This window comes from Fodinibius halophilus (genome assembly GCF_011059105.1).
Lineage (GTDB): Bacteria > Bacteroidota > Rhodothermia > Balneolales > Balneolaceae > Fodinibius > Fodinibius halophilus.
Genome location: NZ_JAALLS010000012.1, coordinates 111,219 through 137,685, shown reverse-complemented (window position 1 = coordinate 137,685; position 26,467 = coordinate 111,219). Strand labels below are relative to the sequence as shown.

Here is a 26,467-nt window from a genome sequence, read left to right as displayed (position 1 = left end):
CCTCTGTTGCATTAATGGATTGAACACAGCAAATATTTAAAGTAAATTCATTTGTAATAAAAAAGTTGCTTGAAATGGTATATGAGCATTTTTTTCTACAAAAGTTGAAGTAAGTGTGTGGAGATATTTTATGTATTAGTTTTTTTTAATATAGGGTGATCAACATTTCTATCCAGCTTTATTTATCTTTTTTGCATTACAGTTGGAAGGGATGCTACACTAGATTTAATAGGCACAAGTTTAAAGCGTTGATATGGGTTCAGATAAGGTTCGCCAACTTGCAGCAGTGATATTCACCGATATTGTTGGATACACAGCTTTGATGCAAGAAGATGAAAAAAAAGCAAGCCAGCAGTTGGACCGACACCGAAACACCCTGGAAAAACGAGCGCAAGAGTTTGAGGGGAAAGTGTTGCATTATTTTGGAGATGGTGCCTTAACGATCTTCAGCAGTGTTTGTAATGCGGTACAGTGTAGTATTGGTATTCAGAACGATCTCAAGTCTCCGCGCCTGCCCCTTCGTATCGGTATTCATGTGGGAGACATTGCCTATAATGATAATGAAGTGTTCGGGGATGCGGTAAATATTGCTTCTCGTTTAGAATCATTGTCGTCAGCGGGGGGCATTATCATATCTGAGAAGGTGAAAGAAGAGATAAAAAATCATCCAGAAATTAAAACAAAAGCGTTAGGTTCGTATCGGCTAAAAAATGTGAGGCAGCCGTTGTCGATATATGCTGTAAGCAACAGTGGTATCGAAGTACCTACGTTACGAGAGGTTGAGAAAAAAACGGGCAGGCTATCAAATAAAATTGCTGTACTTCCTTTTGTAAATATGAGTAGCGAAGGGGAGTTTGATCATTTTAGTGATGGGCTTACTGAGGAAATCATCAACGGTTTAACACAGATGGATACTCTGGATGTAATTTCCCGGACCTCAGCTTTTGCCTACAAAGGTCGTAACGAAGATATTCGTCAAATTGGAGATCAGCTATCAGTTTCTCATGTGTTAGAAGGGAGTGTACGTAAATATAAGGACCGAGTCCGTGTTACGGCACAGCTAATTGAGACTGATGAAGGATTTCATCTCTGGTCGGAAACCTACGACGGGCATCTTGATAATATTTTTGAAATACAAGATATGATATCAAATGAAATTCTGGAAAAATTTGATCCGGAATTGGTTGAGGAGAAGCAAAATACTGTTAAAACTTCAACTCTACCTGTTGATCAAGATGCTTTTAAAACCTACCTGGAAGGGACCTTTCATGAACAAAAGTTTACTCTCCCCGGTATAGAAAAGGCTATTGAGCTATTTAAAAAAGCTATTGATCAAGATCCCCATTTAGAGGAGTCCTATATTGAACTTGCGCTATGTTACTGTTACCTGGGAATTATGGGGCAGAGCCCTGCCCAGCGGGCATTTGAAAAAGCGGAGCAGTATATTGAAAAGCTTTGTGAAGTTAACAGTGAGAATAAACAGCAATATGCGGTCACAGCTTTTATTGAGCTTTTCTTAAACTATAATTTCACAGGTGCTAACCGCAGCTTTGCCAAAAGTCTGGAAAATATTGAGAATAATAGCCGTACTTACTATTTGTATGCGATATTTCTCAATGTGATGGGGAAACCGGAACTGGCCATAAAATGGATGGAGTTGGCGCTACAGTGTAAACCATCGAGTTTAATGTATAATGTAGGATTGGGCAGAACATTTTATTTTGCCCGAAAGTACGAACAGGCTATCGAACAATTTGATTATACATTAGAGCTCGACGCATCTTTTCTGTCGGCCATTGACGGTAAGGGGTGGGCTTACATGGCAATGGGGAAAGAAGAAGAGGCCCACAACACTTTTGATATATACCAGAACCTGGTATCCCAGGAACAAGAAAATATTCCACAGCTTGTTTATGTGGCTGCCAAAAAAGGAATGGATGAAATAGCCACCCATTTTTTAGATCTGTTACAGCTTGGTGGCACTGGGGGACGATATACTATAACTTCCGTAGATGTTGCACAAATATATGTGGGATTAGAAAAGTTTGATGAAGCATTTTTTCATCTTCAGAGGGCCGTAGATGATAAAATTGGCAAGTCACTTTTTATAAATACCGATCCCATCTGGGACCCGCTAAAGTCTGATCCAAGATTTAAGGAGCTGATTAATAGCATAGGTCTTACTACTTCTATTCGTGCTTTGGAATGGCCTGACTATGGTATTATGAAAACTTCTGATTAGTTATTGCAATAATTCTATTTTCTCTTTCAGTACATTTAGTATTAGCTCAATATCATCCAGGTGGGTGCGAAAATTAAGTACTGCCAGTCTCAGGTAAACAGTCCCATTAATGTGTGTTGATGATAAGAATACACGACCATCTTCATGAATGGCATCTGCCAGCTTTTTATTGAATTCATTAGGATCGCCTTCTTCTGGTAGATATCGAAAGAACATCACGGACAGTTCCGGTTCGGGGCCTACTTCTATACCATCAATATTTTGCACTTCTTGGTAGAAGTAGCGGCTAAGCATCAGCTTTTCATCTAAGGCCGCCCGAAAGGGTTCAATTCCAAATAATTGCAGCGGCAGCCACATGCGAAGTCCCCGGAAATGTTTAGATAGTTCGGGTGACAGGTCGGCAGGAGAAGCCTCTTCGGTGGCTTTAAGGGTGTCTTGCAGGTAGTTGGCGGTCATATGTTGGGAGTCGTACAGCTTCTGCCCATCCTTGACAAGCAGTGCGCCAGACCCATAGGGTAGAAACAGGCCTTTATGGGGATCTATGGTGACCGAATCAGAGTTTTCAATCCCACGCATCACCTCTTGTCCATGTTCGGTAAGCAGAAAGAACCCACCGTAGGCAGCATCTACATGGAACCAGAGATCGTGTTGCTCAGCAATTTCAGCTATCTCATTAAGTGGATCTACAGCCCCAATATCAGTAGTACCGGCCGAGGCAAATATTGTTAATGGTATTAGGCCGTCATTTTTGTCTGCTATTATCTGCTTATTAAGCTCATCAGATTTCATACAATAGTGATCATCCATCGGAATGGTGCGTACGGTAGCCTCTCGCAGTCCTGCGAATTTAATGGCTTTAATAACACAGTGATGTACTTGTCGTGTTGTATAGATGACTGCTCGTTCAAAGTCAGAAGCTGTAATCCCCGATTCGTCTCGCGCAACAACAAGCCCAATAAGATTGGCAATAGAGCCACCGGAAGTCAGATTCCCCGATCCGCTATCGGGGTAACCTATCAGGTCACACATCCAACGGATACACATATTTTCAATCCGTACAGCCCCCGGCGAGGAGAAGAATACGCCGGCGTATCTGTTTGTTACGGCTGCTAGGTAATCAGCAATGGCCGAGGGGTATACACCGCCCCCGGGAATATAGCCTGCATGTTTTCCGGAAGCGGGATTAAGTCCCGGCCGGTCAACTTCAGATTTTAATAAGTCCAGAATAGCATCTAATTTTTTGGGAGAATCTTCGAAAGGGAGGTCGTAAACCCCGTCGCCCATGTTTTCATCTTCTTGATAGGCCGGAAGGTCTGGCAGGTCATCTAAGAATGACTGGCTGTAATCCTTTGCTTTTTCAAAAAAGTGATTTCGTTTCTTTTTGGAAGGTTCCAGCTTTCGGGACTGTTTTTCTAACTGCTTGATCTGTTCTTTCATTAAGTGCTGACTATAAGTGAGCTAAGGGGGACGTTTAATCTAACCCAAAATAAAAAAAGCCGTGACGATGTAAACACGCCGCGGCCTGAATGATAGAATTATAACATTAATTTACTTCACTGCCTTTCAAGTTGTATCCGGCTTCACGCCAACCTGCGAGTCCTTTTTCAAAATCCCAAACATTTTTGTATCCCATGTCGGTAAGTTTATTGGCTAAGTTTGGAGAAGCATCGCAGTCGGCATTGGCGCAATAGACTACAATATCTTGGTCTTTGTCAGGCAATATTTGTTCAGCGCATTCAAGGTTATCTTCTGTTAGGTTAATAGAGCCTGGAATACGCTTTGCTTGAAAGGCTTCTTTTGATAAGGCGTTTATTAAAACAGGACGATGCTTGGACTTCAATCGATCATAAAGTTCAGGAGCAGAAATCCGTTCCATGGTAAGTGCCATAACTATCACCTCATGCTAGTTTTATTCAACATTCGGTTTTGAAAATATAGCATTCTATAACAAAGAGGCCGGGTCTGTCATTCCGTTCATTCTCTTGTTATAAGGGGGCTTTGCAAAACTAGTCACACCTTGTCATGCTGAACTTGTTTCAGCATCTCATATACAGTTATTAACCTTAAAACCGAGATCCTGAACTGAATTCAGGATGACATGCCGGGCTTTGCAAAGCTCCCTATAAAGTAGCTATGGGCACTTTCAGAGGTTATGTTATAGACTCTAGGGTATTTATTTTTTTGCTGTTGTCTCTGTTTTAGGAGTAAATCTATTTACCGAATTGTCGACCGGTTCTACGGTTTGAAGATATTCATAGATGGCTTCTAAATCCTCATCAGTCATCCCTGCATACATTTTCCAGGGCATGATGGTGTTGAACTGGTTCCCGCTAACAGAAGACAGAGAATCAGTGGGTACGTCATACTGTTTAAACCTTTCCACAAATTCGTTTTTTGACCAGCGACCTATACCATATTTTTGGTGTGGGGTAATATTTGCAGAGCGTACGGTACCGTTAGGCATTCCAAATTCAAAGCCGCCGGCCAAGTACATGCCTTCAATATCAGCTCCTTGTTTTTGTGGAGTATGGCATTCTGCACATCCCCCAATAAGAGTTAAGTATTTACCGTACTTAACAGGGTCACTTTTCGGTGGACGCTCCATCGGTTGTGCTTCCTGTGGAATGGTGCGCATAATTAAATTCATTGGAAAGTTGGGTTCTGAGGAGGGTGCATTGTATGTAATAGGTTCAAGGGTACGCAGGTAAGCAATTATTGCTTTTACATCATCGGGATCCATCTTAGCATAGGCGGGATACGGCATCACAGGAAACATCGGCTTACCCTCTTTAGTTACCCCGGTAGTAATAGTTCGGTATATTTCACCGTCGGTCCAGTTGCCAAGGTTGTGGGGAGTAATATTTTGGGCATAAAAGGTTCCGGGCATCCCCATCTTTTCATTAAAGATATCGCCGCCTCGGCCATATGTCCCTGATTTTATGGGGCCCGAAAATTTGCTCCAGTCGCGGTTTGAGTGGCAGTCGATACATACGGTAACATGCTCAGCCAGGTATTTACCGCGTTCAATCTGAGCCGGTGTTCCTTTTACCGATATATCCGGAGCCGGTTTTACGGCTGGAAAGGCAATATAAAGGTAGCTGAGACCTCCAAGTATTGTTATTACGAGTACAATTATTATAGAAAAGATTGCTTTCTTCATCCCTAAACCCCCTACTAGTCATGTTCTATCTCTTGTTAATAATCATAATATAGCAGGAAAAAAGGAAAATGAAAGTATCAGCTATTCCTCTTCATCGGTGTATTGCTCGTCGTAGGCATTTTTTATGCGTTGATTCATATGCCGCTTGTAGTTCTCATATTCATACTTGTTGATCGTAAATTCCGAACGATAGTTGCCATCGTTACAAGTAACCTGCAACTTTTTTGGATGATCGGTTTCAGTAATTTCGACGCTAATAGAGCCTAATTTGTAGGATTCAATCACGGAACGTATTGTTTGTCCAGAAGTTTCTTTAGCTGAAGATAAGTACAATAGCCCTCTTTATGAAAACAGAATCAGAAAAGAGTATCAGTGGAAAAGATGGCCACTGCGTATCAGGCAACGACCACCAGCGGGATTAAATGAGGTCATTAATTGGCGATTAACGGATACCAAAATATTTTTTAACGGGCTTTGCAAAATCCTCGCGTTACTGCGAATGGATCGAATGTTATGAGCGTAATGCGATAATCTCCCAACCTAGGGGGGGGCGGCACGTCCCCAAAATGCGGCACTCGCGATGACAGGTTCAAAAATATAGGCTTTGCAGAACCCTCCTTTAACCTGTGTATGATGCGTAATCCGCAAGAAAAGGATACTTCTTTACNATATACAGTTATTAGCATTAAAACAGAGATCCTGAACTGAATTCAGGATGACATACCGAGTTTTGCAAAGCTCCCTACTAGTAGTACATGCGAAAAGGGACGGTAAAATAGCTCATTTTGCCTCATTGCTTTAGATCAGCCGGCCTCCTCTGTTGCATATCAATTAAGGATGAGTTATTTTAATCGTAAAATTGCGATATACGATTTGTTATGGCCTTAAATAAAGCAGAACTCTTTGACGACAAGCAAAAGCGTATTGCGGAATTGTCTAAAGCCCTGGCGCATCCGGCGCGTATAGCAATACTTCAGCTCCTTGCCGAACGTGCCAACTGTATTTGCGGGGATATTACTGATGAGCTGCCCCTGGCACAGTCAACTATTTCTCAGCATTTAAAAGCGCTTAAAAAGTCCGGTATTATCAAAGGCGAAGTAGATGGTGTACGCACCTGTTATTGCCTAAATGAAGAGGTCGTGGAAGAATTTAATGATATTATCACTGCATTTGCACAAGATTTGGTTATATCTACAACTCAAAACTGCTGCTGATTATGACATCTGACAAAAAGAAATCCGATCAACTTAAAGAAACGGTAAAACAGAAATATGCTGCCATCAGTGAGCAGTCAAAGTCCGAAAATGAAGGTTCTTGTTGTGGATCATCCTGTGGATGTGATACCGTAGACTATGCCGTTTTTGCTGACGACTATTCTGAGATGGAAGGTTATAACGAAGAGGCCGATTTGGGGCTGGGATGTGGGCTACCCACCGGATACGCTCATATCAAGGAAGGGGATACCGTTGTTGACTTAGGATCGGGGGCCGGAAACGATTGTTTTGTGGCGCGAAAAGAGGTGGGTGAGACCGGCAGAGTTATAGGGTTAGATATGACGAAGCCGATGATAGTCAAGGCTCGTAAAAACGCACTTAAGCTGGGTTTTGAGAATGTATCGTTCGTGATGGGGGATATAGAAGAGATGCCCCTGGAAGATGAGTTGGCTGATGTAGTAGTAAGCAATTGCGTGATGAACTTGGTGCCGGATAAACGAAAAGCCTTTGGCGAAACCTATCGTATCCTAAAAGAAGGCGGGCACTTTAGTATTTCGGATGTGGTAATATCAGGTGAGCTCCCGGATACAATAAAAGAAGATGCTGAGATGTATGCGGGTTGTGTGGCAGGAGCCATCAACAAAGAAGATTATCTGGAAATTGTAGAAGAGGCAGGCTTTACCAATCTTAAAGTTCAAAAAGAGAAGAGGATTCAACTTCCCGATGGTATTTTAGAAAAGTACTTGTCTGAGGATGAACAACAGCAGTTCAAAGACTCCGGTACCGGTATTTTTTCAATTACGCTTTATGCAGAACGGAAAGGATAAAGCAAGGTCGGAATTGAGATTATGAAAATTGCATTATTTAGTGATGTCCACGCTAACTTGCCGGCTCTTGAAGCGGTATTCTCTGATATTGACGGCCGAAAGCCCGATGCTATTTACTGCCTGGGAGATTTAGTAGGATATGCCCCCTGGCCCAATGAAGTGATTGAAGCGATAAGAGCACGCCATATTCCTACCATTGCAGGTAATTATGATTATGGCGTGGGCCAAAATAGTAACGAATGTGGGTGTGCTTATAAAACAGATGAGGATAAAAAACGTGGAGAGCGTTCTATTCGGTTTACCAATGGTATCATAACCGATGACAATAGATCGTACTTAAAAAGTCTTCCCTCCCATTTTAGGATGGAAGCCGTCAGTGTAAAGCAGAAGCAGTCGCTGTTGATGGTTCATGGAAGTCCCCGCAAAATTAATGAATATCTGTATGAAGATCGCCCTGACGAAAGCTTTAGGCGGATGATGGAGGCTGCCAATACTCATCTACTCGCATTTGGTCACACACATAAACCATTTCATAAGATTATAAAGGATGGTCAGACCTATCGTCATGCCATAAATATAGGTTCAGTGGGCAAACCCAAAGACGGAGATCCGCGGGCCTGCTACGCCATGCTCGAATGGGAAGGGATCCCTGATTTCAGTAAGCCGGGAGCAATAGAAGTGACTTTTCACCGCGTAGAGTATGAGGTAGAGCAGGCAGCAGAAGCGATTATAGAATCAGAGCTGCCAAATGCTTTTGCTGATATGCTACGCAATGCCTATTAGATTCGTTTTTTAAATGAACTATATAACCCGGTTAAGGAAGAACGATGTTGAGCTACAAAATTCAGAAGAATGAGGTCAATCCTCCTGTCCTTCCGCCAGTAGGCGGACAGGCTCTTCTCCAAGGAGGAACTCATAAGCCAGATTTTAAGCAATACATAACCTCTTGTCATCCCGGACTTGATCCGGGATCTCCTGGTGAGAATCACCGTTGATCTGTTGCCATCATGTATCAACGTTACTAGGTTTAACGAGATCCTGAAAGTCAGTAGATGGTTCAGGATGACACCCTACTTGTATTTAACCGGTGAGAACTTAACTATAACTTAGATTTTTATTACTAAACAGCAGTGGATTCAAACAACAATAGTGCGATTAGTTTTTTTGAACGATATTTAACGGTCTGGGTACTCCTGTGTATTGGGGTAGGCATTGGACTTGGTGCCATAATGGGCGATCAGATTGAGGTGCTCAGCGATTTGACCTATTACCAGGTGAATATTCCGGTAGCTATTTTAATATGGTTGATGATCTATCCTATGATGCTACAGATTGATTTTTCCTCTTTAAAAGAGATCGGGAGATCACCAAAGGGAGTGGTGTGGACCGTGGTGATTAACTGGTTGGTTAAGCCCTTTTCTATGGCATTCTTTGCTTGGTTATTTTTTGACCAGCTGTACTCAGCCTGGCTAAGCCCGGAAATGGCGGATCAGTACATAGCCGGAGCGATTATTTTGGGAGCGGCCCCTTGTACGGCTATGGTGTTTGTGTGGTCTTACCTCTCAGATGGGGATCCCAACTATACCCTGGTGCAAGTCTCCGTAAATGATTTGATTATTTTAGTTGCTTTCATCCCTATAGTGGGTTTGTTACTGGGTATTACGAATATTGAAATACCGTACAACACCCTTATTGCCTCGGTAGTAACCTTCGTTGTAATTCCCTTGGCTGGCGGATACCTTACCCACAAAATAATGGTAGGTAGAAAAGGGAAGGAATGGTACACCAAGAAGTTTCTGCCCAAATTTGAGCCGGTGTCCATTTCGGCACTTTTAATCACTTTGGTCTTACTCTTTGCTTATCAGGGTGAACGAATTTTAGCAGAACCATTCGTTATCCTATTTATCGCAATTCCACTGGCTATTCAAACCTACATCATTTTTGCATTAGCATGGTATGGCGGACGTTGGATCAACCTCCCCTACCGTATTTGTGCTCCTGCTTCGATGATTGGAGCCAGCAACTTTTTTGAGCTGGCGGTAGCAGTAGCTATTGCTCTTTTTGGTTTGAAATCGGGAGCCGCCCTGGTAACAGTTGTGGGGGTACTCATAGAGGTGCCGATTATGTTGTCCTTGGTGAAGTTTGCCAATAAGAACCGGTACAAAAAGCGTGAATATTCATTACAGGACTAGCCTGCATTTCTCACAAGGATAATTTTATATTTCTTGTAATAACGTGGCAGACAGCTAGTTACATTTATTCTAAGGCTGAAAATAGTATAACAGTGTGTAGCCGGCTGCGAAATGCAGGTTAGAACTATAAATAGACTAAAACCAATAGTGCGAGCGTCCCGCTCGTACTATATAAATTTATTTGTTTTATCGCACAAGCGAGACGCTTGCGCGATGAGCACAGTTTCCCATTCTTTGTCAGATATCCGCCGGTAGGCGAACCAGCATGAGAAGGGTGAAAGCAACGTCCAGGCACGTTTCTGCCGTTGTTTTCCCCCGTCTTGCATACGAACCAATTTCTTGGTGAGAAATGCAGGCTAACTGCCGTTAATCTGATTTGATACTCCTCGTCGCCAGGCTCCTCGGAGTGACGTGCTGGGGTTTTGATGTGTAACCTGCATAAGCGAAGCCACCAGTGACGACGAACTGTTATTATAGTTCCACCACCCAATTGTCACTCCGAGTGCAGCGAGGAGTCTCAAACCATATCGTAGCACGGTACCTCTGCCATGGTTTCTTACAGGTAACCTAATTTGATACTCCTCGTCATTGGTATTTCTCGGAGTGACAAAGTGGGAAATAGAGATTAGCCTACATCATATGATCATTTTTGAATGAGAAGGAAAAAGAGATACCAGTAGGACAGCCCGCTGAGTTCCTCTTGACGCTGTGACTGACCACCGAGCCTGTGTAAGCCGTACTTCCAGTGCGTCTGTGGCAATAGCACGAGCGGGACGCTCGCACTATATGTCGGGTGATTAATATAAACCCGAGCAGTTGATACCCCATAAGTCATTTCGAACCACCGTAAGGTGGTGAGAAATCTCATCCATCTGTTTAGGGGCGGTGGCAATTCCAGGAATATTAGATCCCACTCAAACGCTAATCCTCAGCATAGTTTATTAATTCCTTCTGCCACTGCCCTGTCGTTGTTGCTCGCCAAAGAAGTATTGAAAATTGATAGAGAAAGAACGAGAAGACCAACTGAACTCACGATGTGAATAGAAATCGGTATCAGGGTTACCATTGGTTGTTACCGTATTATTAAAGTTTTGGGCGTCAAAAACATCACGGACACTGAATGATATTTTAGCCTTTTCATTCAGTAGATCGTAGCTAAACCCGGTATCCATCATAGTCATTCCCTCACGAGTACCCTGTGGGGTATCGCTGGGTCCACGGTAACGCATAGAGGCTTGGTAGTTTAACCCATCAATGATTTCCCAGCGCAGGCGCATGCGTCCCCGAACATTGTCAGATTCACTGTTGAATATCTGGTTCTCGTAAGTCCCTTCCGTATTAGATCGAAACAGGTTAGCATTGGCAGTGAGATTGAGGCTGCCGGCAATTTCCTGATCCGCGGAAAGCTCAATGCCCCATGCTTTTTCAGTTGCGAAGTTGATAGGAAACAGAAATAACACTCCGTTACGTTGCTCAGTAATACGTTCAATAACATCTGTTCGATGTCGATAATAGAAGCTGGTTAACAGCGACCCACTTCCCCAATAATGCAGGTATCCCGCTTCATAGGAATTACTAAACTCAGGTTTTAGGTTTGGATTACCTGTATACTGACTTCGCGGATCATCAAAATCGATAAACGGAATAAGCGATCGCGACCATGGTCGTCGCAGTCGGCGGCTGTAACTAATCTGGATAGATTGCTGTTCGTTAAAGGAGTAGTTAAGGAAAATACTGGGAAAAAGATCGATATAGTTTTGGGTGTTCATATCTCCCGTTCCTTTTATTTCTGTTCGTATATTGGTGTTTTCAGCGCGTAGTCCAATCTGTCCGGAGAGAGAACCAAATTCACCACCAAGAATAGCAAAAGCGGCATTAACATTTTCGGTATAAAGAAAGTTTTGGGTATAAGCCGGTTCTTCTTGCCAACTGTTATTTACCAGCGTTGCTGCACTATAACTGTTATCCATCCACTCCGTATCTGATCGGAGGCCTGCTTCCAATTTGCCTTTTTCGCCCAGGGGTCGCTTATACTCAGCATTGAATCGTAGGTCCATCTCCTCTTCAGTATCTTCAGCTCGTTGTTTGAGAGGCGTTGTATTTCCCTGTTGAATGGTTTCTTCGATATCTGACTCAGCCTCTTCACGGCTGATATTAAAGCTTGCATCTGCGACTAATGTATGATCGTCACCGTCAATTTTGTTTTCGTAATTTACCTTTATGTCAAGGTTACGGCCCTGCTGCTCTTCAACATTATCTCGAAGAACCTGTTGTTGGACTGTTCCTTCTTTTGCCCCTAAACGGTAGTTGTAGTCGGTATACCGTATATCTTCGTTATTCGTTTCTTTTTCGAGGTTTAGGTAGGTGTTGGCCGTTAACACTTCATTTTCTGAAAGGTAGATATCTGCTCCAAACCGAAGGTCACCGTCAATTTCTGATTCCATAGCATCGGTTTTTTCCCGATACATATAAGTAGTGTCGGGATTCCCGGCATCAGGGCCGGCATATCGTTGAAAGGAGCTGCCGGATTCCGGCTGAGATCGATAATCAGCTCCGATATCCATAAACCAGTTAATATTTTTGACACGGTAGTTTAGATTTGCTGACCCTTCATACTGCTCCGGTAGGCCAACACCGGCATTTACACTTCCATTAATTCCGGGACTTTGCTCTTTTTTCAGGATGATATTTATAATACCTGCCGAGCCTTCTGCGGCATATTTAGAAGAGGGGTTCGTAATGATTTCTACTTCTTTAATCATGGTTGACGGAATACTGCGAAGAGCATCTACATCGCCGCTGACCATACTCGAGGGTTTTCCGTTGATGAGCACGCGAACAGACTCATTGCCTCGAAGGCTGATATTTCCATCAATATCCGTAGCAATAGAAGGAACGTTATTTAAAACTTCAACTGCCGATCCCCCCAGGCTGGTAATATCCTTGCCAACATTAAAAACACGCTTGTCGAAATTTAACTGCATTTGGGATTTATCAGCACGCACAAAAATATCACCCAGGCTTTCGGCCGTGGGTGTCATTGCAATATCTTGCAGTTCCGTAGTTTTGCCAGCGTTAACTTCAACATGTTTAGTGATTGATTGGTAGGATATGTATGTAACTTTAATGACATAGCTACCCGGTTTTATGGTAATGTTAAATTCTCCATCTGCATCGCTGGAAGCTCCGGTAAGTATAGTTGATTGTGTTGAATCATAGACTGCTATTGATGTGCTGGCCAAAGGTTGGCCTTGTTGATCAATGATTTTACCAGCGATAGTTCCTTTTGCAGACTGAGCAAAAAGTGAGGGCGCAAGTGCGAATAATATAACGAATAGTATCAGATAGCCTTTCTTCATCAGTTACTTGTAAAATTGATTCTAATTATTTCAGAGCTTTAACATACCAAGTGAATTTGTGTGAACTCTGAAACAAAACTGAAGCAACTTTGAAGATTTTATATTAGGAAAAATCGATCTTGATGATATGTTCTTGATTTAGGTAAGCGTATGCAATATCAAAGTTATTTTGATCAATAATTCTTTTAACAATTGATAAGCCCAATCCTATAGAGCTTGAGCTGGTGTCGGCTTTTTTAAAACGCCCAAAAAGTTCTTCTAAAGGATGATCGGGTTCTGGACCGGTATTTTTAATTATCAGCTTTTCTTGTGTTAATGTTATGTGGATATGCCCTCCTTCCACATTATGTTTAATCGCATTTTGGAAAAGGTTGGTCCACAAAATATCTGCAAGTACTGAATGAATCCGAATAGTAACATCTGTTTCCAGTTCAGTTTCTACTGAAAGCCCATTGAGGGTGATGAACTCCTCAAACATTGTCGTGCTTTCTTTAATTAGTTGAGTCATATTGACCTCTTCGGTGTCAGTGAACTCATGGTTTTCAATCTTTGTCAGAAGTGCCAAAGACTCACTAAGTTTTGAAAGTTTTTTGATAGAGCGTTGACTGCCTTCAACAAGTTGATATTGTTTAGGTGAGAGATCTGTTTCGGTAAGCAACTCCAGTTTTCCTTTAACTACGGATAGAGGGGTTTGTAATTCGTGAGATGCATTCTCAGCAAACTCTTTGAGGTTTCTATAATCGCCCACAGCTTTGTGGGTCATCTCTTCCACAAAGGTATTGAGATCATTAAATTCTTTTACATTGGTATTTTCAGCTTCTATAGGCTGTTTATTCTGCAGGGAAAAGTTTTTTATTTGAGCTAGCGTTTTACGAAAGGGTTTAAAAAGTCTGTTTGATACAATGAGCCCTACTCCTATTGCCCCAATAACCTGCATTCCCAGGATCCATAAAAGAATTTTTGTAACAGCTTCAGTAATATCATCGGTTTCAACGAGTGCTCCATGCGTGGCTATACGGTAAGACTGGCCATTCACATTTCGTATAGCAATTAATTTTAGGTTGGTCTCTCTCTGTTGCAGACGTTTGTCCCAAACCATGGTATCGCGAACCTGAACAGAAGGCTCTACCTTTGCAGGAAGTTGGGTTATTGTTAAATGGTTGTGGGTATGATTATCAGAGCCGGCATCTTCATAGTCAAAATGGTGCCCTTGTTCCAAGAGGTAGGTAACACGTTTTACGCGATCCAAAAACCGCCATTTAAGCTCTTTGTCGATCTCACCCTTAATAATAAAGTAAGAAACATAGCCACCGATACTTAATACTACCAGGGTAACAGCTAAATAGATAAGCACAAATTTTGATGTGAGCCTCATAACAGTTACCTGACTTTAAACTTATAACCAATACCGTAGACGCTTTCTATGTAATCTGTTGCTCCTGCAGCTTTTAATTTTTTACGCAGGTTTTTGATGTGTTGGTAAACAAAATCAAGATTATCCAGGTGATCGACGTAATCGCCCCACAAGTGTTCTGCGATGGTTTGTTTTGAGAGAACATGATTTTTATTAGCCGAAAAATAGACCAATAGCTCATATTCTTTGGGTGTTAAATCAGCCGTATTGTCATCTACGGTAACCTCCATTTTTTTTGTATTGATCGTTATCTCATTTATAGTAATTAGTTCTTTACCGTTATGTTGCTGGCGCCGATGGACCGCTTTAATACGAGCATGCAGTTCGGGCAGCTGAAAAGGCTTTGTTAAATAATCATCAGCGCCCAGCTCAAGCCCTTCCACTTTGTCGTCCAGGGCATTTTTGGCAGATATGATGATGGTGCCGGTTTCAGGATTTACGGCCTTTAATTTACGCAGTACCTGCAAGCCCGAACCACCGGGAATCATAATATCAATAAGCACAACATCGTAGGTGTAAGACATTACTTTGTGAAAGGCCTGCTCATAGTCTTTGGCGGATTCACAGATGTACCCTTCCTTTTTAAGATAGGTCTGTATATTCTGCAGTAAATCCTGGTTGTCTTCAACAATGAGTAACTTCATAAATCAAAATATAGCAAATGATTTTGAAGTAAAACTGAAGACAACCTATAAGAAGGGGCTAGTTTTTTAAAATCGACTCATCCAGCATATCGGTATCCTTAAAGGTCATTTGGTTGGTAAACAGAATTCCCAGAAAGACCGAAAGTACTGTTCCTGAAAAAATTGCGACCATAATCATAATTTGGTATTTGATGGCAATAAGGGGCGAGCTTCCGCTGAGGATCTGCCCTGTCATCATACCGGGGAGCGAAACCAGCCCTATGGTAGCCATCGATGCCAAAGTCGGGTTTGCTGATTTTTGCAGGGCCTCGCTGATAAATGGTTGTAACGCTTCTGTTCGGGAGGCGCCACAGGCCAGGTAAAACTGGTAGCGTTCGCGATGGTCAGCCAATTTGTAGTAAAAGGCATTAATCCCTATAACATTACTGCGCAGACAGTTGCCCAGCACCATACCGGTTATGGGGATGGTATATTGGGCTGCTAAAAGTTTAGGTAACTGTATCACTACCTCCAGGAAAAAAAGATCAATTACAATGATTCCTAATAGCGTTGCCCCGAATATGGGTATCAAAGTAGAGGCTTTTCGTTTTAGATCACTGCGGTCAATAGTAGCAAAGTCTGCTACCAGAACCATGATGAGGATCCAAGCAGAATTGACCCAGGGATTATCGTACTCAAAAAGATACTCCAGGTAATATCCCACAAATAGCAGTTGCAAGACCATTCGCAGGCAGGCAGTAAGCAGCTTTTTATTCAGGCCGGTATTATATTTCCAGAGGATGTAGGCCGGCAATAGCAGGATGATGAATCCCATTCCAATTTGTAGCCAGCTGAGATCTATAATCTCCATAACGTTATATTTCTATGATATAATCTGCTTTTTTAACCCAAGAAGGGTCATGTGAAGTTGATATGATGGTTTTAGCCTTGTTGGAAAGTAATAAGTTTGCAATGTGCCGTTTTGATTTGCTATCAAGGGCCGAGGTGGGTTCGTCCAGTAAGAGGATAGGTTTATCAAGCAAGTAACAGATAGCAATTCCCACCCGCTGCCGCTGTCCTGTAGAAAGGGTCCGAAAGGGTTTGTCCAGAATATTCTTGGGCAGTCCCAGTTGGTTCAGTATTTCAATTTTCTGATGCTCAGTTGTAGCCTTTTTTTGGTTGCAGCTAAACTCAAATGGTTTTTCCATCACCTTGGATACGCTGTGGCTGCCCAGGTCTAAATCTTGTGGAAGCCACGCTGTTTGCTTTCGTATTTCCTGGGGATGTATGGTGTTGTCCTTCCATCTAATACGACCTTCATCAGGATGGTAAAAGCCCAGCAATAGTTTAAGGATAGTACTCTTACCCGAGCCGGACTCTCCTTTTATCAGGGTGTGACAACCTGTTTTTATGTTAAAAGACAGGTTATTAAGCACTATTTCATCCCCAAAAGAAAAAGAGACATGCTGAAAAATAATATCGTGTTGGTTAGCCAATATAAAAAGTTCAGATTGCCAATTATTCTGTGGTAGCTTACAAAAAAATTATCACTAAAGATACAGTATTAAGACCGGTGGGGTCCAACTTCTATTCCAAATTTATATATAGATTGGGATGAATACTTTTTATACCTTCCACAAATAAGACAAGATAGTCCGAATAGGTATTAGTATGTAATACCGTGGGACCAGAAAGACGCTATCAAAAGAATTTGCTAAACTATATAACTGTGAACAAATGGGAACAGGTATGATTTCAACACGAACAAACTACTCGTTATTAATTTTGGTATCAATTGTATTGTTATGGCCGGCCGCCATACGAGCACAATCTTCAACTGATGTGCTTACTCCTGAAGATGTGGCTAATATAGAACAGGTTTCGGATATTGCGATTGCTCCATCCGGCGATAAAGCTGCTTACACACTTCGCGTGCAGGCAGATCCGCATAAAGAGAATAAGCCGGCGAGCTATCATCTGTATTTAGCAGATTTGGCTAGCGGTAATTCCTTGCCGTATGTCACAACCATGAGTGTGAGTAATATCGCATTTCGCCCAAATCACGGAACTATTACATTTTTGGGACATCGGTCTTCTGATGAAACGACTTCACTTTACGAGATTTCAATGAATGGCGGAGAAGCACAAAAGATCTTTTCGTTTAAAACCGCTATTGCCGACTATTCTTGGGCTTCGGATGGTGATCACCTTGCTTTTATGGCTGCTGATACCAATGCGTTTGCCGAATCTTCACTGCCTTATGAACCTGAAGTTTATGAAGAAAACCTAAAGCAGCGACGTGGATTTGTCACAAACCTGGCCAAAGAAGGTCATAAGCCTCACCAGCTACAAGTTGAGGGTTCTGTTTACCAAATGCATTGGAGCCCAGAGGGGAAAAGGTTAGCTATTGCAGTAGCTCCTACGCCATTGGTGGATGATTATTATATGCATCAACAGGTGAAGATTACCGCACATCATGGTAAAGAAATTATTACAGAGGTAGACCATGAAGGGAAACTCGGAGATATTAGTTGGAGTCCTGATGGGTCTAAGCTTGCTATGATTGCAGCAGCAGATATTCATGATCCTACAGCAGGACGCCTGTTTGTAATTTCTGCTGAAAGTGGAGAAACTACCCAGCTGCAACCACAACTGAAGCAAAAGTTTGAGCAGTTTGCATGGGCCGGAAACGACACCATTTACTATTTAACGAGCAAGGGTGTTTGGTCTACCTACGGGCGTATCAACACTGATGGAACCGAGATGACCACCATTGTTGACAGTGACGGTCCCAGTATTGGTTCTTTTGATCGAACTTCGGACGGGAGTACCATTGTTACAGCGAGCACTGCTACCCATCCCTCGGAGTTATTTCAACTTAATGATGGAGATCTTAAACGTATAACCAATAGTAATCCCTGGCTTGAGAATAAAAAGTTCGGGGAACAAAAAGTGGTAAGCTGGAAAGCTGAAGACGGAACTGAACTCCAGGGAATTCTTGTGTATCCCTTGGATTTTGAAGAGGGAAAACGATACCCAATGATTACTTCGGTACACGGGGGACCTGAAGCACATTACGATAATGGTTGGGTTACGGGCTATTCTGACCCCGGGCAGGTAGGAGCGGCTCAGGGTTACTTTGTCTTTTATCCCAATTACAGAGGAAGTACCGGGCGCGGTGAAGCATTTGCCAAAAGCAGCCAGGCAGATATGGCAGGAGCCGAATTTGATGATATCGTAGCCGGTGTTGATGAACTTATTGAAGTGGGATTAATAGATTCTGCTAAAGTGGGTGTTACCGGCGGCTCGTATGGCGGTTATGCTACGGGTTGGATGTCTACCCGCTACACTGATCGTTTTGCGGCCGGTGTTATGTTTGTGGGTATCAGTAATAATATCTCAAAATGGGGAACCAGTGATATCCCTGAAGAGTTGTTTTTAGTACACGCCCGCGAGCGTATTTGGGATGATTATCAGTCGTTTTTAGAGCGCAGCCCCATCTATCATGCGGGACAGGCAAACACCCCGTTACTCATAATGGCAGGTAAGCAAGACACACGTGTAGATCCCGGCCAGTCTTATGAGTTGTATCGGCATATCAAAACGCGTACCGATACCCCCGTTCGGTTAGTCCTTTACCCCGGAGAAGGGCATGGAAATGCAAAAGCTACTGCTCGCTTTGATTATAACATCAGAATGATGCGCTGGTTTAATGAGTATTTAAAAGGGGACGAGCAGCAACGACCGGCAGTAAAAGTGAAGGCCGAGAAATAAGTTCCTGAGATAGAACTTCGCCAATTATATAACCCGCTGATGTTGGTTCGCCAATGTTAGCGGGTTATTTTATTTATCGGTATGATTACCGGTGCTATGGGCGTCAGTAAATTTTTCAATTTCCTCGGATGTTCCTGTACACTCTATACTATCAAAAGATTTTACAGAGCGAATCTTACTTACAACATTTTGGATAATATCTTCTTGGTTTTCAAAACCTTCTGAAATAAAAAGCTTGGTATCCCCTGCTTCTAAGTGGAAGTCGGACCAGGTAGAGCCAAAGTGAATAGCTTCAACATCAGAATATTCTATAACGCTGGGTTCAATAAGGCCTTCTCTTTCGATAGCAGTATCTGATATTTTTATTTTAAAGCCCGTGAGCAAAAGAATTACCAGCGCCCAACAGACAAAGAGCACGATGAGCATAGCTCCTATCATGGTTTCATCGATCTGAAAGTTCAAGTAAGAAGCATATAGTATCGGAGATCCGATAAAGGCAAATAGAAAAAGAAGACCAAATTTAGAACGGGAGGTAAGAGAATGTTCACTCATAATATATCCAAATCCCTTGTTGCTTTTTTCGTATTGTAACCTATATCTATATACTAATTCATATACTTAATGTAAATAGGGTTCATTATTTGCAAGCAAAAAATATGATGATGGTTGATTTAGTATCATTGAGTAAGTTTTTGAGTTATGTGCTACGACATCATCCCGAGTCTATCGGTGTTGAGATAGATAAAAATGGATGGGTTGCAATAAATGAGTTAATAACAAAAGCCGAAGCCGATGGAAGATTGTTGAGCAGAAAGAAGATCACAAAGGTTATTGAGCACAGCAATAAACAACGGTTTATAATAAGTGAAGACGGACAATATATTCGAGCCGGCTATGGGCATTCTATTGACGTAGATCTACAACTGCACCCCAAGCAGCCGCCCGAAGTGCTTTACCATGGGACAGCACAAAAGAATGTACAATCAATTCTTGAAGAGGGATTGCATTCCGGTAGTCGAAACTTTGTGCACCTTTCTGCCCAGAAGGATGACGCCAAACAGGTAGGGGCGCGGCATGGAATGCCCGTAATTCTAGAAGTTTTATCACAAAAAATGGCAAAGAATGGTATTAAGTTCTACCAGTCGGAAAGTGAGCCTGATATTTGGCTTACTAAACAAGTTTTGACCGAGTATATAGAAGAAATGTAAACTGACTATCCCTTTTTTAGTTTTCTTAGACGTTTTTTTAATTCTTTTGAGGCCGTGACATATCCCCCATCTTTCCCATCTACAAAATGAACGTGTTCGTTTTGGTACTGAAACACCATACAGGTAATCATGGCGGCATCAGTGATATGCATACCGTACGCCAGCTTTTCCTGATCATACTGTTGTTGCAAGTAGGCTTGCAGTTGTTTCCGTTGTTTGGGGCTTCCACTGATGACTACACGTAGCATATCATCAAATTTGCGATGGTCGGAGTTCAGAGCCATATCTGTTTTGTACTGTCCCCAGTCTGTTGCAGAGGTCTCGTAATTAAAGGCCATCAATACCTTTCCAATAAGAATCTGGAGTTGCGCCTTTACTATGTATAAAAGCTGTTGAATCCAGTGTTGGCCAAAAGTTCGCAATTTAACTTCTCCCATAAGCTCAGAGACAGACATATTCATATGTAACTGTGAAGGGGCAATAGGATTTGTTTTATCATCAAATCCAAAAATTTCACGCATTTTATGGAGCACCTCCTGGTATACTTTTTCGGGTGATGAAATCCCGGGTCTGTTTTTAACAAGCAGGGTTATAACTTCTTTATTTGGTTGTTTCACTTCTTGCCAACGACACTCCAGTCCGGTGAAATCCACCTCTTCACCACCCGAAGATGCTTCAATACGATATTCATCCAGGCCGGGCTTCTTTAGTAACTCTTCTGCGTAGCTGAGACCACCTCCCGAAAAGATGCCCTGGATATAGTGTTCTGAGGCACGGTATCGGGCAACATTCACCTCATATCCTTTTTCATTGAGGTGCGAAATAGGAATGATTGCAGCCCGAATATCCAACCCATATTCTTCTTTCCCAATTTGGCGACTGGCTGCGAGTACTGAGCGAGCATCTTCATAGAGTTCCGGCGGAATACAAAAAGAAGATCCATCTCCTCCAAAGACATACGGGATACTGTTGCGGTCCGTAATGTTGAGGATGCCAACAATAGGAGAAGCTCCAAGTATATTTACGGTCTTGTAACGATCATCATTTATAGCAGCCGTGGAATTTACGATATCGGTAACAGCGACATGCCAGTCAGATGGTAGGGAATGATAATTATTGTCATCAGAAGCATTAAAAAAATCTTCAATGAACGGCAGGCCAGAATAAAAGTTAGAGGAGTCGCTTTTTGCCATCAATTATTAGTTGGTAGCATGATAGTTATGGGCTTAAATTCTACTAGGGGTGTTCGCTATTGAAACTAATATCACATGTGATTAATTCAATAAGAGTGTTATAAGAGATGTCGCCAATTATTTTCATCACCAAAGAGTTGACTGTGAATAACTTCCATGATTTTACAAGAGTTGACGATTCCCCCACAATAGCCGGGTTCTTGGGCTAGTGTGATACCGTCGATCTTGGGAAAAATATGCTGAAAGATAGGCAACTTCGGATCTATGACCTGTGTTATTTCTTTATCAGAATAGCGTTTAAAATCTTCGGAATAATAGCGTTTGCCCTTTCCGTGAATAAAATAATCAAGATCGACATCGAAAAAGATATTCTTATCGTCGCGTTCCAGCATAAATTCCTGGAATCGGTCGAAAGAGCGAAATTCATGTATATGGTGCTTGTTGCCATCGTGGTCGGTAACTACATCGTGCATATCTTCTGCTGAGTTTTTGAGAAGTATAACATCTCCCACAAGGTTCAGCCAGGTTGCACACAAGATATGTCCGTCGTTCGTTTGATCGAACTGAGCCCACACATAGTTCGAAACATCAGAAAGATTGGATTGATCCAGCTCTAACAACCGCTTTTTTTGATCATCAGGGGTGGGGGCCAAGTCGCGATGCCAGTCGATGGTTACCAGTGTGGGGGGCGATTGGGTAAGTAAACCATTGTCACGGAGGCTGTTGGTCCATTTTAGCCAGTAGAAAAATGCAAAGCGGTGCTCCATTATAACCGCCTTTTCAATAGTTCGATCATCACCGGAAGGGTGTGGAAGTTGGCGGCAAAAGGTGCCGGGGGGATGGCAATTCTGGGTATCTACATTTTCATACATCATTTTTAAACATGATCTTAACTGTTCACATTAAAAAGACTGAAAATATTGTACTCAAGACCCCCATAAGTTAGCAGACTGATAGCTAAGGTCAAGTATTTAGATGGCGGGATAATGAAGTGTAACACCTGATGCCTTACATTCGTAAGCGGGGCTTGAACGAAAATATAAATTAGGGCAAAATTATGACGAAATCACGATTGAGAGTATCACTGGCAGTAGTATTGTTGTCACTTTTATTGCAGCCTGCGCTATATGCACAATCTGCATCCAGCTTTGATCAGGATAAGTTAGATACCTATTTCAATAAGCTGGCAGAGAAAGATAAAATTATGGGTTCAGTCGCTATCGATTCTGCCGGTAGTGAGGCGTACCAGAAAACGATGGGCTACGTCGATGAGGATCAGAAAAAAGAAGCCGGACATCATACGAAGTATCGTATCGGTTCTGTAACCAAGACATTTACAGCAGCTATGATATTTCAACTCATTGAAGAGGACAAGCTGTTATTGAATACCTCATTGGCTGATTTTTATCCGGAAATTCCGCAAGCCGATAGTATTACTATTGAACATCTATTAGCTCACCGGGCGGGACTGTATAATTTTACGAATGCTTCAGATTATTCCGACTGGATGACGGAGCAGCGTTCCAAAGATCAGTTATTGGAACTGTTTCGTAATGACGAACCGCAATTTTCGCCCGGACAACAAACAAGCTACAGCAATACTAATTATGTGCTTCTCGGCTTTATTATTGAGGATATTACCGGGCAATCGTATGCTGATCAGTTAGAAAAGCGGATTACAGAGCCGCTAGAGTTGGAGCATACCTATTACGGTGGAAGTATTTCTTCCGATAAAAATGAAGCTTATTCCTTCAGGCCATCACAAGAAGGGTGGACAAAAGCTCCCGAAACAGATATGAGTATTCCGGGTGGAGCAGGTGCCATTGTATCAACACCCGGTGACCTGACAGACTTTATTCGAGCATTATTTAAAGGAAAAGTTGTTTCCGAGGAATCTCTTGACAAGATGACGAATACCAAGCAGGGCATGGGAATGGGATTAATGAAGATTCCTTTTTATAACACTTTTGCCTATGGGCACGGTGGTGGGATAGATGGTTTTAAGTCAAATCTCTCATACTTTCCCGGCGAAGATGTAGCACTGGCTGTAACAACTAATGCGTTAAATTACAGTATGAATGATATTCTGCTGGGAACCTTGAGTATCTATTTTAACAGGCCATTTGAAATTCCATCTTTTGATAAGAAGACGATTACGTTGAGCGAGAAGCAGATGAAAAAATATGCCGGAAATTATGAATCCGGCCAGCTGCCGATGGATATTAAAATATTTACCGATAAGGGGACATTAAAAGCTCAGGCAACAGGCCAAGGAGCATTCCCGTTAACAGCCGGCAGTAAAACAGATTTTCGCTTCGAGCCAGCAGGAGTTAAAATGGAGTTTGATTCTTTAAGTAATGGCAAGTATCAGCAGTTTATGTTAAAACAAGCTGGCGGCACTTATCTCTTTAAACGAAATAAATAACTATAAAAGAGACGCTTTATGATAGATAAGAAAAAAACAAAAGCTCTAATGGTTGCAAGTGCTGTATTGCTCGGGCTATTAGGGGTTGGTGCTTCTTTTTTACCTCAAGAACTACTTTCATATTTTGACGTGACTGTAAAAGGGAACTCTGTATTGCTTGTTAAGGTATTGGGAGGGTTATACGTAGGATATGCCCTACTCAACTGGATGGCGCGGAGTAATATTATAGGAGCGATATATAGCCGTCCCGTCGCAATCGGAAACTTTGCCCACTTTTTAATGGCCGGGATCGCAATGATAAAATATCTCATTAATAGTTCTGCTGCTACCCCATTGGTTGTGCTGGCTTTATTGAACTCTCTTTTTGCGGTATGGTTCGGATACTTGCTTTTTGCAAGCGGCAAGAGCTGTAGCTAAGCTAGGAATATAAAATACGCGCTATAGGCAAGGTGTATAGAAAAGGGGGTGGCGCTTTAGGGGCGCTGTGTTTTTCCATAATGGGAGCTTTGTACAATCCAGTATCTTATCCTGAATTTTGGTCAGGATCTTGGGTTTTATACTGATAGCCGGTAAAGAGATTCCAATTCATCGGCTGACAGACATAGGAGATGGACAAAGCATCCTGTACCCGTGTTTAGAGAGATATAGCAGGGGCTTTAATGGCCGGATTAGTATGTTATCCAAAGGGAAATTGCGTAAAATAGTGTAATAAAGTAGCAGAAAAGAAAGAACGCACTGGATTTATTGGTATGGATCTGTTTTTATTGTACTATCTCATCAATCCAAACAAGTCTCTCACTTTATGCTAAATCGATTAAATTCTTCTACCCTCAGTGAATTTGTTGATGCTAAAACATCTGCAGCAGTACTTCGTATTTTCGCTGCTTTTTTCATGTTGTATGGTCACGGCTGGGGCAAGCTGATGACTGTATTCAGCGGCGATTTCCCATCTGGTTTTGATCCTATCGGAATTGGTCCGGAGCTTTCAATGATATTAGCAGCGTTGGCCGAAGGAGTTTGTGCTATGTTAATTATTGTAGGCTTCTGGACACGATTAGCAGCCGCTATTTTAGTTGTTAATATGTCAGTTGCCGTTTTTGCCTATCATATTCCTGCAGGTGATGGATTTGGAGGTATGGAAGCTGCGCTCTTTTACCTATGTGTGTTTGGAGTAATCTTTTTGTTTGGTCCGGGCAAGTATTCTATCGATAGCAACGCCTAAATGATTTCGATTGGGAACCTTTTACTGGGTTCCCAATTTTTAAGTTGATAACAACTCAAAGTTGACGAAGGTTTGTGAGTTATAAATTATTATTTCTCTTTTTGGCAGTAGGACTATGTGCCGGCTGTAATACCGAAAAAAAATCTACTTCTGCGAAGCCGGACCAAGATAGTTTAGAAATAGCCCTGCCGGATTTTTCATCAATACAGACATCCGATGTTTTTGTATACAATTGTGGCGATTCATTACAGTTTTCAGCCCATGTAACTCCCGACAGCAGCTGGCTGTTTTTACCCGATACCACCGTTAAAGTCAAGTCGGTACGCTCCGGCTCCGGGGCCCGATACGAAGGTAACGCTTACCTTTACTGGAGCAAAGGCAATGAAGCTATTCTCCAAAAGCCCAGAGGGTCGTTTATGACTTGCCAAGCAGTAAAGAAAGAAAAAGCAAAAGTCGCAGCCCGTATAAGAGGGGTAGGTTTTTTGGCACTTGGACAAGAACCCGGATGGCGAATTGAAATAACTAACGGAGAGCAGATTAAATATGTTGGTAACTACGGACAGGATACTGTTTATGTCCCCGTTCCCCAACCCGTCGTTGATAAAGAAAAAAACCGTAAAACATACACCACCCAGACCGAAGCCCACAGTCTTACCATCGAGATAACAGATAAACCCTGTACCGATTCTATGAATGGGATTGAGTACCCATCAACAGTACAACTTACCATTGATGGGAAAACCCACCAAGGGTGCGGTGAGGCATTATAACTAGTTAACATACAGGTAACGCTCCCAGAGCTCTACTCGCATTCGGTCGCGCGTTTCATAGATAGTATCGAATAGCTCAGTAACATCAGCATTTTCATCCATTGTCTGCTTCATAATCTCATCAGTAAAGCCAAATTCTAAATCACTTACGTTTTCAAAAAAGTTAGCCGTACCGAAATTATAGCCATACTGTAACCCACTGGGGGCAATGAGCGAATAGGCATGCCATTCATCCATTTTACCTCTATTGATACGTTCTTGATGAATAGGTTTGGCGATCTCCTCTTCCAGCATCAAATAATCTGCCCCCTTACCGGGGGCAACCTCCATATAGTCCATACTTACATATTTGCCCGGTGCCTTGTCCGCTTTTTCGCCAGAAGCTATATTTTCCACCTTCCATATTTCAGATTTAATAACGCTGCAGTTAAGAGCAACCTTCTGAGAGAGGTTGTCTGCAAAAGAAGCCGGAATAAAAGGCGGGTCCTTAATATCATTAAACAGATTTAACAGAGAGTCAACATCAGAAGCAGTAATAATGCTGATAAAATCATAGTTATTTTCTTCTCCCCCGGGAAATTTGGCATGATATAACGCCCAGGATTTTATAGCCCCCGATTCCACAAGCTTTTTATATGTCTTCTGCAACTCTTGTTCAAAAAGGTTTAAAAACTGCTGTATATTTTCTTTCTCAACACTGATGTAGTCCATTTTTTTATAATCGTTGAGAGCAGTTTGAGCAACAGAAATCGAAGTGAAGACACCAACCAGGAAAGCAATAATAAGCAATCTTCTCATAATAACCCCTCTTTTGTTAATCTGTATACTTTAATTAAGTAAATAT

At 42.1% G+C, this 26,467-nt stretch carries 24 protein-coding genes; 11 read left to right on the top strand and 13 right to left on the bottom strand.

Annotated features, from left to right (window positions below):
* Nucleotides 1-253: 253 nt before the first annotated feature.
* Nucleotides 254-2,242, top strand: coding sequence for an adenylate/guanylate cyclase domain-containing protein (locus G3569_RS10780; protein ID WP_165268971.1), 1,989 nt, complete (start codon nt 254-256; stop codon nt 2,240-2,242).
* Here G3569_RS10780 and G3569_RS10775 read toward each other — a convergent pair whose 3' ends face one another.
* The 4 genes from G3569_RS10775 to G3569_RS10760 form a co-directional block, all read right to left on the bottom strand.
* Nucleotides 2,243-3,679 (bottom strand): pyridoxal phosphate-dependent decarboxylase family protein, encoded by a 1,437-nt coding sequence (locus tag G3569_RS10775; protein ID WP_165268969.1) that lies wholly within the window; start codon nt 3,677-3,679, stop codon nt 2,243-2,245.
* Nucleotides 3,680-3,785: 106 nt separating this feature from the next.
* Nucleotides 3,786-4,130, bottom strand: a complete 345-nt coding sequence (locus G3569_RS10770) for a rhodanese-like domain-containing protein (protein WP_165268967.1) — start codon at nt 4,128-4,130, stop codon at nt 3,786-3,788.
* Nucleotides 4,131-4,415: 285 nt separating this feature from the next.
* Nucleotides 4,416-5,402, bottom strand: coding sequence for a c-type cytochrome (locus G3569_RS10765; RefSeq protein ID WP_165268965.1), 987 nt, complete (start codon nt 5,400-5,402; stop codon nt 4,416-4,418).
* Nucleotides 5,403-5,483: 81 nt separating this feature from the next.
* On the bottom strand, nt 5,484-5,687 hold the full coding sequence (locus G3569_RS10760; RefSeq protein WP_165268963.1) for a hypothetical protein: 204 nt from the start codon (nt 5,685-5,687) through the stop codon (nt 5,484-5,486).
* 593 nt (nt 5,688-6,280) lie between these two features.
* On the opposite strand from G3569_RS10760, the gene G3569_RS10755 reads away from it, so the two are divergent.
* The 4 genes from G3569_RS10755 to arsB all read left to right on the top strand — a co-directional run bounded on the left by G3569_RS10755 (nt 6,281) and on the right by arsB (nt 9,635).
* Nucleotides 6,281-6,616 (top strand): ArsR/SmtB family transcription factor, encoded by a 336-nt coding sequence (locus G3569_RS10755; protein ID WP_165268961.1) that lies wholly within the window; start codon nt 6,281-6,283, stop codon nt 6,614-6,616.
* A 2-nt stretch (nt 6,617-6,618) separates the two neighbouring features.
* The gene (arsM, locus tag G3569_RS10750) at nt 6,619-7,443 is read left to right on the top strand and encodes an arsenite methyltransferase (RefSeq protein WP_165268959.1); all 825 of its coding nucleotides are present in this window, start codon (nt 6,619-6,621) and stop codon (nt 7,441-7,443) included.
* A gap of 21 nt (nt 7,444-7,464) precedes the next feature.
* Nucleotides 7,465-8,226 carry a metallophosphoesterase family protein gene (locus G3569_RS10745; protein ID WP_165268957.1) on the top strand — a complete coding sequence of 254 codons (762 nt, stop codon included), beginning with the start codon at nt 7,465-7,467 and terminating at the stop codon, nt 8,224-8,226.
* 347 nt (nt 8,227-8,573) lie between these two features.
* Nucleotides 8,574-9,635, top strand: a complete 1,062-nt coding sequence (gene arsB / locus G3569_RS10740) for an ACR3 family arsenite efflux transporter (RefSeq protein ID WP_350356557.1) — start codon at nt 8,574-8,576, stop codon at nt 9,633-9,635.
* A gap of 941 nt (nt 9,636-10,576) precedes the next feature.
* Here arsB and G3569_RS10735 read toward each other — a convergent pair.
* The 5 genes from G3569_RS10735 to G3569_RS10715 all read right to left on the bottom strand — a co-directional run bounded on the left by G3569_RS10735 (nt 10,577) and on the right by G3569_RS10715 (nt 16,527).
* Nucleotides 10,577-12,994 carry a TonB-dependent receptor gene (locus tag G3569_RS10735; protein ID WP_165268955.1) on the bottom strand — a complete coding sequence of 806 codons (2,418 nt, stop codon included), beginning with the start codon at nt 12,992-12,994 and terminating at the stop codon, nt 10,577-10,579.
* Nucleotides 12,995-13,097: 103 nt separating this feature from the next.
* Nucleotides 13,098-14,369: a sensor histidine kinase gene (locus G3569_RS10730; RefSeq protein ID WP_165268953.1), complete on the bottom strand. Its 1,272-nt coding sequence runs from the start codon at nt 14,367-14,369 to the stop codon at nt 13,098-13,100.
* A 5-nt stretch (nt 14,370-14,374) separates the two neighbouring features.
* Nucleotides 14,375-15,052 (bottom strand): response regulator transcription factor, encoded by a 678-nt coding sequence (locus tag G3569_RS10725; RefSeq protein ID WP_165268951.1) that lies wholly within the window; start codon nt 15,050-15,052, stop codon nt 14,375-14,377.
* Between the two features lie 58 nt (nt 15,053-15,110).
* Entirely contained in the window at nt 15,111-15,902 is a 792-nt protein-coding gene (locus G3569_RS10720; RefSeq protein WP_165268949.1) for an ABC transporter permease, read from the bottom strand.
* A 4-nt stretch (nt 15,903-15,906) separates the two neighbouring features.
* Nucleotides 15,907-16,527, bottom strand: a complete 621-nt coding sequence (locus tag G3569_RS10715) for an ABC transporter ATP-binding protein (protein ID WP_165268947.1) — start codon at nt 16,525-16,527, stop codon at nt 15,907-15,909.
* A gap of 253 nt (nt 16,528-16,780) precedes the next feature.
* On the opposite strand from G3569_RS10715, the gene G3569_RS10710 reads away from it, so the two are divergent.
* Nucleotides 16,781-18,805 (top strand): alpha/beta hydrolase family protein, encoded by a 2,025-nt coding sequence (locus G3569_RS10710; RefSeq protein ID WP_165268945.1) that lies wholly within the window; start codon nt 16,781-16,783, stop codon nt 18,803-18,805.
* A 69-nt stretch (nt 18,806-18,874) separates the two neighbouring features.
* Here the strand turns inward: G3569_RS10710 and G3569_RS10705 are convergent, their stop codons facing one another.
* Nucleotides 18,875-19,357 (bottom strand): hypothetical protein, encoded by a 483-nt coding sequence (locus tag G3569_RS10705; protein ID WP_165268943.1) that lies wholly within the window; start codon nt 19,355-19,357, stop codon nt 18,875-18,877.
* Between the two features lie 89 nt (nt 19,358-19,446).
* Between G3569_RS10705 and G3569_RS10700 the strand changes: the two genes are divergently transcribed.
* Complete coding sequence (locus G3569_RS10700; protein WP_205720143.1) at nt 19,447-20,013, top strand: RNA 2'-phosphotransferase; 567 nt, start codon at nt 19,447-19,449, stop codon at nt 20,011-20,013.
* 5 nt (nt 20,014-20,018) lie between these two features.
* Here the strand turns inward: G3569_RS10700 and G3569_RS10695 are convergent, their stop codons facing one another.
* Nucleotides 20,019-21,206, bottom strand: coding sequence for a DUF3095 domain-containing protein (locus G3569_RS10695; RefSeq protein ID WP_165268941.1), 1,188 nt, complete (start codon nt 21,204-21,206; stop codon nt 20,019-20,021).
* A 98-nt stretch (nt 21,207-21,304) separates the two neighbouring features.
* Nucleotides 21,305-22,081 carry a hypothetical protein gene (locus G3569_RS10690; protein ID WP_165268939.1) on the bottom strand — a complete coding sequence of 259 codons (777 nt, stop codon included), beginning with the start codon at nt 22,079-22,081 and terminating at the stop codon, nt 21,305-21,307.
* Between the two features lie 182 nt (nt 22,082-22,263).
* On the opposite strand from G3569_RS10690, the gene G3569_RS10685 reads away from it, so the two are divergent.
* The 4 genes from G3569_RS10685 (at nt 22,264) to G3569_RS10670 (ending at nt 25,623) form a co-directional block, all read left to right on the top strand.
* Entirely contained in the window at nt 22,264-23,631 is a 1,368-nt protein-coding gene (locus tag G3569_RS10685) for a serine hydrolase domain-containing protein (RefSeq protein WP_165268937.1), read from the top strand.
* 18 nt (nt 23,632-23,649) lie between these two features.
* Nucleotides 23,650-24,048 (top strand): hypothetical protein, encoded by a 399-nt coding sequence (locus tag G3569_RS10680; RefSeq protein ID WP_165268935.1) that lies wholly within the window; start codon nt 23,650-23,652, stop codon nt 24,046-24,048.
* 385 nt (nt 24,049-24,433) lie between these two features.
* Complete coding sequence (locus G3569_RS10675) at nt 24,434-24,853, top strand: DoxX family protein (RefSeq protein WP_165268933.1); 420 nt, start codon at nt 24,434-24,436, stop codon at nt 24,851-24,853.
* 74 nt (nt 24,854-24,927) lie between these two features.
* Nucleotides 24,928-25,623, top strand: coding sequence for an MliC family protein (locus tag G3569_RS10670; protein ID WP_205720142.1), 696 nt, complete (start codon nt 24,928-24,930; stop codon nt 25,621-25,623).
* Here the strand turns inward: G3569_RS10670 and G3569_RS10665 are convergent, their stop codons facing one another.
* Nucleotides 25,624-26,421 carry a hypothetical protein gene (locus tag G3569_RS10665; RefSeq protein ID WP_165268929.1) on the bottom strand — a complete coding sequence of 266 codons (798 nt, stop codon included), beginning with the start codon at nt 26,419-26,421 and terminating at the stop codon, nt 25,624-25,626.
* Nucleotides 26,422-26,467: the final 46 nt, after the last annotated feature.